This window comes from Enterococcus sp. AZ126 (assembly GCF_051714545.1).
In the GTDB taxonomy this organism is placed as follows: Bacteria; Bacillota; Bacilli; order Lactobacillales; family Enterococcaceae; genus Enterococcus_L.
In genome coordinates this window covers 1-12270 of sequence record NZ_JBIOSB010000002.1, presented here as the reverse complement: position 1 = coordinate 12270, position 12270 = coordinate 1, and the positions used below count along the sequence as shown (strand labels likewise).

At 36.4% G+C, this 12270-nt stretch carries 9 protein-coding genes; 1 reads left to right on the top strand and 8 read right to left on the bottom strand.

The genetic code is table 11. The features are described from left to right. Window positions 1-2: 2 nt before the first annotated feature. Genes IGI43_RS16075 through IGI43_RS16065 form a run of 3 tightly spaced genes read right to left on the bottom strand, consistent with a single transcriptional unit; the run spans window position 3 to window position 6917 of the window. The gene (locus IGI43_RS16075; RefSeq protein ID WP_438758880.1) at window positions 3-5456 is read right to left on the bottom strand and encodes an LPD1 domain-containing protein; all 5454 of its coding nucleotides are present in this window, start codon (window positions 5454-5456) and stop codon (window positions 3-5) included. A gap of 18 nt (window positions 5457-5474) precedes the next feature. Next, window positions 5475-5699, bottom strand: a complete 225-nt coding sequence (locus tag IGI43_RS16070; RefSeq protein ID WP_438758879.1) for a hypothetical protein — start codon at window positions 5697-5699, stop codon at window positions 5475-5477. A 15-nt stretch (window positions 5700-5714) separates the two neighbouring features. Continuing rightward, the gene (locus IGI43_RS16065; protein WP_438758878.1) at window positions 5715-6917 is read right to left on the bottom strand and encodes a hypothetical protein; all 1203 of its coding nucleotides are present in this window, start codon (window positions 6915-6917) and stop codon (window positions 5715-5717) included. Window positions 6918-6983: 66 nt separating this feature from the next. Between IGI43_RS16065 and IGI43_RS16060 the strand changes: the two genes are divergently transcribed. Beyond that, on the top strand, window positions 6984-7916 hold the full coding sequence (locus IGI43_RS16060) for a hypothetical protein (protein ID WP_438758877.1): 933 nt from the start codon (window positions 6984-6986) through the stop codon (window positions 7914-7916). Here the strand turns inward: IGI43_RS16060 and IGI43_RS16055 are convergent. The 5 genes from IGI43_RS16055 to IGI43_RS16035 all read right to left on the bottom strand — a co-directional run. Continuing rightward, the gene (locus tag IGI43_RS16055) at window positions 7870-8181 is read right to left on the bottom strand and encodes a hypothetical protein (RefSeq protein ID WP_438758876.1); all 312 of its coding nucleotides are present in this window, start codon (window positions 8179-8181) and stop codon (window positions 7870-7872) included. The two genes, IGI43_RS16060 and IGI43_RS16055, sit on opposite strands and share 47 nt — an antisense overlap. Window positions 8182-8237: 56 nt before the next feature. Next, window positions 8238-9557, bottom strand: a complete 1320-nt coding sequence (locus IGI43_RS16050) for a hypothetical protein (RefSeq protein WP_438758875.1) — start codon at window positions 9555-9557, stop codon at window positions 8238-8240. After that, on the bottom strand, window positions 9544-9849 hold the full coding sequence (locus IGI43_RS16045) for a hypothetical protein (protein WP_438758874.1): 306 nt from the start codon (window positions 9847-9849) through the stop codon (window positions 9544-9546). The genes IGI43_RS16050 and IGI43_RS16045 overlap by 14 nt, the downstream gene beginning before the upstream one ends. Then, window positions 9824-10459, bottom strand: a complete 636-nt coding sequence (locus IGI43_RS16040; RefSeq protein ID WP_438758873.1) for a hypothetical protein — start codon at window positions 10457-10459, stop codon at window positions 9824-9826. Before IGI43_RS16040 ends, IGI43_RS16045 begins: the two co-directional genes overlap by 26 nt. Before the next feature lie 18 nt (window positions 10460-10477). Beyond that, the coding region (locus IGI43_RS16035; RefSeq protein ID WP_438758872.1) for a CHAP domain-containing protein at window positions 10478-12270 on the bottom strand (1793 nt) is incomplete at its 5' end.

Here is a 12270-nt window from a genome sequence, read left to right as displayed (position 1 = left end):
TTTTATCCGACTTCAAGCTCAGGTTCTTCAGTAGAAACTGATTTTGAACTTGCTGAAATAGTTGTAGTTAATTCCTGGATCAATCCTTCTTTTTCTTCTGTAGACAATCCTTCGATTGCTTTTCTGTCATCATCAGTAATCTTCAGATTTAGTTGTTTACTTAACTGCTCAATCTGTTCGGTGTAATTATTTTGTGTTGGTTCATGATCAATAATTTCCTTATCAGGTTGATTGTTATCAGGAATGGAATCAGTTTTCTCAATAGAATCCTCGTCAGCTGGTTCAACAGATTTCTCTATTTCTTTCTTTTCATCTACTTTTGAAGCAGGTATTCGATCTTCCACTTTTGTTTCTACCGTAGGTTCATGATCAAGAGAAGTTTGCGTTGCTTCTTCTTTTTCTTTTGGCAGCTCTATCTTCTCTTCTAGCGGACTTTCAGGGGTTTCAACAGATTGTTCTGTCGTTTCTTTTACTTGCTCCTCTGTGGTCTTAGAATCGATTTTCGAGCGCAATTCTTTCTCTTCCAATACAAATGTTTGATCTACTTTTTCAACAATTTTTCTAATAGAGTCGTTTACTTTTAGAATACGGCTGTTGATCGAATTCTTAACGTTGATTCGCAACGTATCCGTTTTATCTTGAACATTGTAAATCACGTTGTCTTTTTTAGTGGTCAATGTACGCAGCAAGTTCTCCTTGAATTGCGTTACTTCAGCTTTAATATTTTTCAACATTTCTTGTAGGAATGTTGATTTCTGCTCTTTCGTTGCATTTTCTAATGCAGCAGCAGCGGTTGTGTAGCTTGAAATCATTTTTTCGATCTTAGTCAAATGTTCATCTAATAATGAGTCGATTTCGGCACGTGTGAGATATTGACTCGTTCCTTCTTCCTTTTCTTCCATAACATCAAACACTTCGTCTAAAGCTAGTTTAAAATCACTGAGATACTCAGAAGAACTTGCCTTCATGATCTTATTGAAATCAGGATTGTTCTTCACTGTTTCGTTCAATTCGGTAGAAGAAGGTTGAATTGGTTGCACATTTTCAAGCTCTTTTGCCTTTTCTTGGCTCACTGCTGCTTCAGATAAGCGATCATAGATTAATTTATTTTCAGCAAAGTTTCGGCCAACTTCAATTTCAGCGTGATCAGTAACTTCTCCATTTGTTACTTCAGCAAATACAAACTCACTTGAAGCTTCTGGATAGGTAGCTTTTCCTTCTAATTTATACATTTCAGTAATAAAATCTTTCGTAACAACTTTGCCACTGTAATCAGTAGAAAATACTCGTTGGTCCATTTCATTGGACTCTACACGGAAATAGCGATCGGTCTGTTGATCATCTAAAGACATTTTAGTTTGTCTTTGAGCAGTTCTTCCGCCTACAACAACTCTATTTGGTCTAATTTGCATTGCTCTTCGTTTACTCACTGCGCCTTCTCTTAGCAATCCATACATTGGTTTGTTAATTCCTTCTTGATCTCCTAAGTCCATTCTATGGTGTTTAACAACATCACCATCAACGACCTCATCAAAATAAAACTTAAAGGATTTTGACTCGTCAGCTGCTAAACTTTCCAATGATTGTAATTCTGAAATCAACTCTGGGGTCACGATCTCTCCTTGATACCGATTGATTCCAATATCAGGGTTTGATTCATTAAATTCCACTTGAAAATAACGATTATCTCCTACTTCATTAACAGAAGAAAGAGAACTCTCTAGGCTATGTTCACCCGTTGAATTCTCTTTCGTTTGGTCTAATTCAGTTGTAGCTTGTACTGCCTTTTCCATATATTCTTGTACATCATCATAAGGAATTGTTGAGAGAAGCTCTTCAATTTGTTGCTTTTCATCTTCGGAAAGCGCATGATCTAATTTTTCTAAGTTTGATTCAGCCTCAGATAAAATAGCCTCATACTCATTGACTCTTTTTTCGGAATTAGAAATTGATTCACTAATATTCGTGGTATCCTGAAGTTGACTTTCGTAATATTCTTTATAGGAACCCTCTTCAATAATTCCTTCATTGAGATTCGATATCTCTTCCGATAAAAGAGTATTACTTACTTTTAGCTCCAAATACTGTTTTTGCTCAGAAGAAAGTTGACTAATTTTATTAATTAAGAGTTCTCTTTCTCTTTCTTCTTTCTTTTCTTCGTCTATTTCGTTCGTGACTTTATACAACGAGTCCATGTGTAACATTGAATCATCTTTAGAAATACTTGTACTGACAAGGTTTGTGTAATTGACTTTTAATTCTTCAATACGTGTAGGATCTAATTTTTTTGAGAATTCTTCCAAACTTAGTTTTGCTTCATGACTATGATTAATAGAGTAATCAGCAAAGTGATTGTCTAACTTTTCTCTATTAAAATCGTTCAATAGTTGAATATATTCTCTCTCATTATCATTGAGTTCTTCATAAAAATTTCTAAATGCATCTTTAGGATCTTTTTCTCCATCAATACTTTCTACTACTTGATCTTTTTCCGCCATGTTGGCACCCTCTTTCGATTTTTCATTGCCCAATAGTAGTTCTTCGACACGATACTTTTCTTTATCTGTTTGCGGCAGATAATTTTCGGACTGTTTGAAGTCTCCCTCCATTGTTAGCTCTAAGGCAACTTTACGTAGTCCTTTAACAAAGTATATGGTTGGTTTTTTAGCCCATTGTGTAATTTCTCCGCTCTCAATAAGTCTTGCAGCATGATTGCTTAGGTTCTTTTCAGCTACTTTCGATTGTTCTTTTTCGACTTCCAATAATTTAAGTTGTTTTTCATATTTCAAAATTGTTTCTCTAGAGTAGTGTGATTCTCCTATCTTAGATTTCTCTATCTCAGCTTTAATACGAGGAATATTATCAACACTCATAATTAAGCCACCTTGTTTATTCATTCCTCTAGCCTTAGCTCTCACAGCCCATTCAAGTTTGGCCACACGTTCTTTCTGTGATTCAATTTCTTTTGAAAGATTTTGTGCTGAATTTTCAAGTTGTTCTTTTCGATTAAACCAGGACTGTCCATTTCGCTTGTCATTCATTGGTTGACCATTAGTCAGACGTTGGTGAGCATATACTTGATCAATTTTTCCATTAAGTTCTTTTTCCAAGCGATTAAGTTTTCTTTTTGCTTGTGCTAAACGGCTATTATCGTTTTCATCTACTAGAGTATTTTCAGTCTCGCTGTCCTGTTCTTCATTAACTTGTGGTATAGCGTCTAATTCTTCATTTGCTACATCAATAAATTCTTCAGTATTAGTTTCTACTTTAGGATAGTTCTCCATCATTCCAAGCTTTTCGGCTGTTTCCCATAAGCTTTCTGGAATGTACATAGTTTTCCCATCACCATAATGATTCAACCATTCTTTTCTTTCCTCATTGAATGGTTTTACAAGGGCTGCCAGCTCTTCTGTATACCGTCTAATCCATTCATTATGGACAACAGAATCAAGGCCTGTAAAAACCTCATGAACGTCTTCTAATCCGTGTTTTTCTAATGCTAATTGAAAATTTACAGGATTTTCACCGTAAATAACCGTAATTTCATTTTGCACGTCTCTAGAAAGACTATTCCATTTTTCAAGTTGCTCATTTTTTTGTTTATCGATAGAAGTAGTAGTTTCCTTAACTTTCTCTTCAGTATCGCTTTCTTCTGACTCAACTTCATATTCTTCAGAAGACACATCCGCTTGACTTTGTTCTTCTTCTACCTCAGTGCGTTCTTTCACTTCATTTATTGAATGTTCATTCATAATCTCAATAGATTTTTTTAATTCAGGGAATCGTTGATCAAAATAATCGGATAATTCTTTTCTCATCGTTTCATCAAATACCAGGTAAGCATCCTGTATTTTATAATCATCAGCTGACTGCAAGAAACTACTTTTCAGTCCTGCATCTGAAACGTAGACCTCAAATGCTCTAGCCCATACTTCTGTTGGCGTACCATAATAAGCTGCTTTATTCCGGACAACACTATCACTTGGTAACTTCGTTAGATTCGATCTATACCTTGCCACAAATGGTTGAAAATCTTCCTCTAAGCTCAACATTTTCTCTTCACTTGTATAATCTAGAAAGTGGCCATATTCGTGCACGAAGGATTGAATCCCAATTCCTCCGATTGAATCTTCATAGTCTCTGAAATCAATCGCTATTGTTTGTGTTAAGGGATGATAGATTCCCAATGCATGATAATTCCCTAGCTTTCTTAAGCGTAAATCAGCGGTAGATTGTGTTTTGGGTAGTAAAGTACTTATTCGATTCATTTCTTTCTCGAACTGATCAAAAAGAGCCAAATCAACGTCATTATCTACCTCAATAAAGCCAAAATGATCGTTTAGGCTTGTTTGGTTCATTAATTCTTGTGTCTCTTTATTAATATTTTTCTTTGTTTGCCATGCACTAGCTCGAACTTGTTTTTCAATATCCTTTTCATACTCTCTCTGAAGAAAAACGTCATAGGTGTCTTGAATATAAATTTCAATAAAATCGACTGCTCGATTGTGTTTACGGTAATCCTTTATGCGATTAGGATACAAAAATCTACGACTCAACCCGTCAGTACTTTCAAGGATATAAGGTGCTTTATCTAAATTCAATTTATTTTGACTATGTGGAGCTGTAGTGATATCTCTCCAGTTAAAATTATCATACTGGCCTTCTTCCAGTTGTTCTTTTGTTGGAGGTACTTGCCAATATTGGACACTCTCGTCTCGTGGCAGCGTTTCTAAGAATTCGTCTGTTAGTTCACCATACTCATGCTTTCTGAAGGTTGACGACCACTTTTTACCCGAATACTTTGGATTTGTTAAATCTCTTAAAAGTCTCTCTAAATCGGTTCGACTTAATCCTGCTTCAGATAATTCTTCTGATCGAGAGTCATACACTTTCAGAATATCCCGTTGTAACTTATCGTAGCCGATTCCTCGATTCATATTCCCTTCAGCAAAAAAGGTTCGAGTATCTACTCTGTCACCATCCCAATAAATATCTGCATCGGCATTGTAATAGTATCTTAGATTGTGTTTTGTTCCGGTCTTGTTTGTTGGATCTAAAAAAATGAAATTTTCTTTTACTTCTTCAGCACCACTAGTTTCATCATATTTAGTAGTAATTGCTTTATAGCCACTGCGATTACTGTCAATTCTTGCTTCAAAGAAGTTTTTTTCCTTTTCAGATAATTCCTGAATAGTAATGGTTAATGGTTGCGGTTCTTCTGTATTTTTTGAACGCCAGGTCAGTGTTTCTTGTCCTACCGGAAGACCTTGCTGATTCCGTATCATGGTATCAACAGCAGCTCGTTCATCTTCAGGTGACCACTCACCATTTTTGTAAATATTGTCTGCAAGTTTTCGGAACGACGTATATAACGTATCTTTTTCTGTAAAGACCAATGGAGAAGATTTGGTCATTCCGTATTTTTGCTTCATCAAAGAAGTTAATTGATTTTCCATGCACTAAACTCCCTTCTTTTAGTCATTATCTGCTTCTATTGGATCATTTGTGGTTCCCCCTACAGCTGGCGGATCTTCTTGACTGTCCATTTCGTCAACTAGTCTATGGAATTCTTCAGACACTTCTAAAAGGGCTGTTACAGCGCCTTTATTGTAGTCACTAATGGGTCCTTTTTGGTGATCTTGAATCAGCTGTAATAAATACTGGTTAAAACTACCTGTATTGAATGTTTCTTCCTCCATTCTTTTCACCTCCTCTCACAGTTCCATACCCAACGTTTCCACTGGATCCGATTTCACCTGAACTTTTGCGATAAGGCTTTGAAGGGTTACTTCTGATTCTTTTTCCTTCAGCAAGCCTTTTTGATATTTCAGTTCGTCATTCCAATCATTTTTCTTCTGACCAGCATGACACTTGGGCATATGAGGAATTACTTCAATGTCTTTTAACCCAAAATTTTCAAAGAAATCTTTCCCTGGTGTTTCAATTTTTCCTGTTTGTGGATTAAATTTTGATTCGTCATTATCAACTGCTAAGATAATTTTTAACTGTCCGTAGGATCGACCATTTTTGAAGTTTATATCGTCAATTTTATGCAACCACTCTTCTAACCTAACTTCTTTAGCGATCGTTTTTACCTGATTAGAATCAACAGCTAAAGCCTCAACGATTGCTCGTGAGATTACGCCTTTATTTAAACCGTTCATGGCTACTAAGCGACAGTTATTCAATGTATCCTTGTGTAATTCGTAGTAGCTCAACATATCGATAGGCGCTTCAAAGGCATAAACTTTAAAAGGTTGATCAACCGTTGCTTTTTTGAAAGTGGAACGATCACCAATATCCACTACAAAGCCTGTAGTACCGCTGCCATACAAGTTTTTCTTCAGCCGGCCTCTCTCTGGATAAAGTTCTTTGTTAATCCAAATCCCTTGCCTAGCACCTCCGACAACCTTTCCGTCTATGTCTAAATGCTTGAATACAATCATTGGCTCCGTTTTCCCTGTTTCAAAATCTTTATGGATCCCTTGTGCCATCACCCCTTTCGATAAAAAAAAGTCTATCGTTTCATCCGATAGACCTCGTTCCTCTTTCAAATAGTTTCGTGCGTAATCAAACATCTTTGCTTCTTTCACAGTATATTTAAAGGGTTCTTTTTTAGGAACCTTTGTCACATCAAACGTCCCTACTTCTGCTTCTAGTAGATAATGCAACGCTTCTTTAAAAGACATTTGGTTTACGACTTCCACCATTGCAATAACGTCTTTCCCTAGCAGTTCGTTTCCTTTTGAGAACCAGGAGAAATAATTTTTTTCAGGGTTTATCTTAAAACTGGGGTGTTCTGTCCATGCATAATTTCGCCCTTCTCTCTTTAATTCCATTCCAAGAGAACTTGCAACGTCTAAAATACTCTTTTGTTTGGCCATTTCTACGAGTCGATTTGGATTATATTCTGTCATATACATTCACCTCAAATCTTTTGTGATATAATTTTTATAAAATGTCAGCTTGAAAGGAGTCTTACAATGTCAGAAGTATACAAAAATGCTTATTCTTTAGAATTAAACAAACCGTTAGAACCAAACGAGGCCTACCAACTATCCATCGAAAAGAAATTGAAAGAAAATAATAAATTTCAATGTTCAGAAGACTGTGATTTTCAACTTATCTTAGTAAATTTTGGCAAGAAAGATTACATTCAAGCACCTCATTATCGTTCTGCTAAACTTGAACAAAGTCATACTGCTGGTTGTACTTTAATGAAAGAACAAGCAATTGCTAGAATTGGTCAGAGGGAAGATAGTTATTCTTTTACACGCAATAACAGCAAAATCACTGTTGAACTAGATTTAATCAAAGGACTATTAGTTGAAGTATCTAACTCAAAGACTACAAAAACAGTGACCGGTTCTCCTACTGGATCAACTTCTTACACTTCTTCTAATGGAGACTCTACAGACAACACGAAAAAAAAGGAACTTCATAAAAAAATAAAGTCCCTAAAATCTTTAATTGACTATTACGAAAGAGTTAGACAAGGAGAACTTTTTGATATCGTAGATCGACAAGGAGTCCCTCTCAACTTAGAAAATCACTTTCATGATTTGCGAATCCATCCAGAACTCGAAGAAGGTCTTGTAAAAATTTACATTGCAGACGCTTGGGTTGCTTTATGGGGATCAAATGATAATCCATATTACCATTTAAAGCTAACAAGTGAATGCGAATTAATGAATGTTATTGCAAAACCAACTTTAAACATGAACAAAAGAAGTTCGATTCACAGAGGTGTCGCTAACAAAGAAAAATTCTTAGAAAAACAAGCTAGAGTAGGTACAAAGTGCAAAGTTTACTTTTTTGGATCATTTATTTTGAATGAATCAAACGATAACTTTTACATCAATTTTGATCTTAATAGTCAAGAAGCCTTAGATTTTCTAATTTTTTTCCCTTACTAATTCCTAAAAATTTAACATCATGCTGCTTAACTTCAACTACGCTACAAAATCGTGGTTGAACAATCTCAGCATGCTTATCAGCAACTTTTTGTGCTTCTTCTTTGGAATCGAAATAAATAGTCTCTCTGATTTCACTCGTCCAATCAAATTGAAAATATTCTTCTCCTTGTATTTCTACTCGTCTCACTTGTAGCCAAAGACTACTAGAAGGTATTGACTCTAGCAAAGGTACTATCAAAATCAAATAGCATTTTTGGGTTTCCATTAAATCATCTCCTATACACGAAAAAGGACACAGGAAAATGTGTCCTTTTGTTGTTATTACGCTTGCTTCAGCTTTCGCTGCTCTTCCAAATCAATAGGTGATCCCTGCTTTTTTCGCTCTACTTCCTGGATCACTTGGTTATGCTGCTGATTGAATTTTTCTAGTGATTCTCTAAGAATAGTACCTAAACCGTCATTCATAGCTTGTTGGCGTAACTGAAGTTCTTCCATTTTCCCTTGAAAGACACGAACTAATTGTTCTGTTTGTTTGTCGTATTCTTCTTTGATACCTGTAGTGATTTTTTCTTCAAATGTAGACCGAATTTCGGCAGCCTTATTCTGATGTTCTTCTTTGCAGGTATGCTCAATTTCCTGTACTTTCTGTTGGTGACGTTGATTTTCTTCTTGAAGTAGCTGATTCTTTTTGGTTGCTTGTTGTTGGCTTAGCTGATCCAACTGTTCTTTTTCTTCTAATTGAAGACGTTCAGAAATAATTCCTGAAATTTGATCACGTTTATCTAATTGTTGGATTTCTTCATCGATTTTTGTTGTTTCTGTCTGAACAAATTGGGAAAGAACTTGATCAATCTCTGTTTGAGTTGAACGAAGAACGCCTGGAACAAGTTCATCAGGAACAACCACGCTAGGTGGCTCCGTTTCCTGTACAAAAAGATTCTCGATCACAGAAGGGGCTTCCTTTTCAATTGGAATAACAGGGATTGGCTCTGGTTTTACTGAAGGCGTTTCTTGTTGGCTAATTTTTTCACGCAAACGCTCCGTTTCCTGTTTTTGTTCCTGTATAGCTGATCTTAAAGCTTCATAATCACTTTTCGTGAGCTGAACCACCTCTGCTTCGTCTTCTACTTTTACAGCTGCTACTTCACTTTGATTCGTTAATATAGCCTCATTTTGAGCCTGTTTTTCATTAGGAACAGCTGATAACTCGTCGTTCTGAGTTGGTGAATCAGATTGAAGCGTTGCTTCAAAGTCTTCTAATGTAAGAGATTTGTTGGTTTCTGGTACAGTTTCAGTTGTTTCTTTATCAGTATCCAAAGGTTTTTTTTCACGCTCTGAAGAGAGTGAGCTAAAATCGTACTCTTGCGGCTTTTTAACGAAAAAAGAAGATAATGCAGCTAACCAATCAAAACCCTCATCTTGTGGTAAATCAAACCGCTCGGCGTAATAAATTTGCCCGTTCTTATCATTCTTCACTTTTGACACTGTAATGCTGCCTTCAAGATAATCACGTCTAAATCGATTATCTTCATCGATCATATGATTAACTAGCTCATGTGGATCCACAATCTCTTTTTCGTGAAAAGAATCGACCCCTGAAAATTCATATAAAAACTTTGGTTTTCGATTAAACAGTCGCATGGCTATTCTCCTTCTCTACAGGATTTGAACTAGTTGTTTCTGAAGACTGATTATTTGTTGGAAAAGACGTTCCTAACACAGAATCTTTCGTTCCTTTTCGTAAAAGAACCAGGGCTTCTTCAAAGGATAACTTCGTTTCATTGATAACAGAACGAAACTCTTTGTTTTCTTCTTCAGTGATCTGTTGTTGCAACTTTTTTATATCGTCATTCAGCTTGTCTCTTTTCTCAACAGCTTCGTCTAATCGAGCTTTAAATCGCTCTAAATTACTTTGATTCTTTTTCTTGCCCATTTTGTTCACTCCTTTGAGAAGAATTTAGTGTTTTTATTTGAGTAATCTTTCCATTTCTTAACGTGATACGAACATCTTCTTGCATTGGAAAGGCTGATTCTTGATACGGTGCTTTTTGCTCAATCTTCACTTTTACATAGTAGGAAGAAGAGTCTTTGGTATCCTGATAAATCTGTGAGGAAAGATATTTGCTGGAGACTAGCTGCATGGAGTTAGACGTGTTGATTTCCTTTGTTTTTTCATACTTTTGAATCATTTTCGTCAATTGTTCCCTATCTGACTGAATTTCTGTCAGATCATAACAGGTTGCACTCATCATATTTTCGAGTTTAATTGCACGATTACTTACCGATTCCTCTGTTAATTCCCAGGTAAAATAGGTTTCTAAAAATTCTTCTAGTTCACTATTTTCCGTGATTTCTTTCATGCTGCTTGTTGTCTGTTCTGATTGAGACGTTTCATTGGTTGTTGTTTGCGTTGTTTCTGGCAATACAATTTGTTTCTTTGAGTTCATCACTCGAACACTCAGAAAACATAAGCCAACTAAGAAGACTATAAACACTGTAAATCCTATCCCTAAGAATAGATTCATTCTCTTTTTATCTCGCATAAGTAATTTTCTCCTTTCTTATTTTGGTGGGTGTATCACAGAAGATATTCCACCAGGAACATAGGTAACTGTCCAAGTTTTTAAAGGTCCTGGGTTTTGGTCATATAATAAAAATTGATTGTTTCCCATTACTTTCCCAACTACACCAGTATGGCCATACATACTATCCGCAACCCATGTCCCCATATTCGCTCCGGTATGAAAATTGATGATATCTCCTGGACGAATATCTTTGTAACTAGGATTTTTTACCACTGTCCATTTCCAACTTGACCAGGGATAATCATCCCCTATACTACTTGCTGCATCGTGACCTCTTAGTATAATTTCTGGTGTAATTGAATGAGCATAATACGCTGTTACGGCGTAACATTGCCCCGACATACCACCGAACTCACCGGAAACGGATTGCCCTAACAATTTATCTAGTACAGCCAATCCAGCTCCTCCTCCACCTGTCGGTCCAAAACCACCTGGTGGGTCAGGCGTTCCGCCATGATCATCGATCCACTTATCCAGTTTTTCTGCTATTGCTGCTCTTGGCTTGCCTGCGTCTAAAGCGGTCCAATACACAAACTGACCAGGCTTTAGCGTATTATTATGATAGGCTCTGGCACGATCATCCATGATCGCAATCGTTTTGTTCCCAAAACTGTCAATTTGTGTACTCCTGAATTCTTTAACCGCCCGTGTATTGTCCCATGAAGCACCTTGATTTGGGTCATTATCAAACGCCCCATACCCAAATATATTCGCTTTCGGGAACTCTTTGGCCACACCAGCCGTCCCAAAAGAGGATTCCATTTGCGCAAAAGCAACCAACATTCGTACATCGATTCCTGACAGAGTTTGTAAACGAAGAAATTCTTTTCCTGTTGCTCGTTCATCGACCGTATATCCTTCATTCTTGATAAACTCATCTATTTGTTTGGCCGTAATCCCATATCGTTGGGCAAGAAGTGACGAATGATACGCATCCTTTCCGTCCCAATGCTTCACGTAAACAGATCCCTTATCTGAAGCAGACGAGGATCCAGAACTAAACATCAACAACATACCCATAAATAATAATAAAAGGAATCCCAATAAAGCACCGATCCAGCCGATTGGGTTACTAGTTGCTGCGACACTAATCGCTTTACTTACGCCTTGCACAACTGTCTTTTTGATTGTTGCACCAATCTGAGACGTTGTTCTTTGCTTCATTGATTTTTTAAGTGCTTTATTGGCTACCTTTTTTGCTGCTCCTCCTTCTTTTCCAGCTGAAAAACGAATACTTTCCAACTTTCCTGACGTAACAGACTTAGAAAATTTTTCATTTTTTGTCACAAAACCACGTGTTTTTTTCGCTGTTTTAAACAACTTATTACTGTTTTTCGCTGTACCACGAAATTTCTCTAACCCTTCATTTTCTTCCTCTTGATTCAAGGCTGATAAACTTTTATCTAAAAATTGTTTTGTGCTAATTTTAGCTATACTAGACGAAAAGGAAGAGGACTTTGCTTTATTTTTATAGGCTTCAGCTTTTTTCGCTTCTTTTTTCTTTTGGAATCTTTGCTGCGTTTTTTTGTTGCTCGCTTCCGTGGAAGAATCTTTTTTTGATTGTTTCTTTGATGCTTCTTTTTTTTCACTAAAAGAAGAATGATCCTTTTTATTGTCTTTTTTCTGCTTGCTTTTTTTCTCATTCACCATATTTTTCTTATGGTTGGTGGAACCAAATGCAGCTTTTTCTTTCAACTTTGCAATGGTGCCAGCACGAATTGTTAAGGATTTAGGCTCTCCCTTAAAGCCTGATCCTTGTTTTTTTGGAA

Bases quoted from the DNA above. Each gene is read 5' to 3' on its own strand.
- IGI43_RS16075 (WP_438758880.1), bottom strand. From the start codon at position 5,456: ATGGAAAATCAATTAACTTCTTTGATGAAGCAAAAATACGGAATGACC.
- IGI43_RS16070 (WP_438758879.1), bottom strand. From the start codon at position 5,699: ATGGAGGAAGAAACATTCAATACAGGTAGTTTTAACCAGTATTTATTA.
- IGI43_RS16065 (WP_438758878.1), bottom strand. From the start codon at position 6,917: ATGACAGAATATAATCCAAATCGACTCGTAGAAATGGCCAAACAAAAG.
- IGI43_RS16060 (WP_438758877.1), top strand. From the start codon at position 6,984: ATGTCAGAAGTATACAAAAATGCTTATTCTTTAGAATTAAACAAACCG.
- IGI43_RS16055 (WP_438758876.1), bottom strand. From the start codon at position 8,181: ATGGAAACCCAAAAATGCTATTTGATTTTGATAGTACCTTTGCTAGAG.
- IGI43_RS16050 (WP_438758875.1), bottom strand. From the start codon at position 9,557: ATGCGACTGTTTAATCGAAAACCAAAGTTTTTATATGAATTTTCAGGG.
- IGI43_RS16045 (WP_438758874.1), bottom strand. From the start codon at position 9,849: ATGGGCAAGAAAAAGAATCAAAGTAATTTAGAGCGATTTAAAGCTCGA.
- IGI43_RS16040 (WP_438758873.1), bottom strand. From the start codon at position 10,459: ATGCGAGATAAAAAGAGAATGAATCTATTCTTAGGGATAGGATTTACA.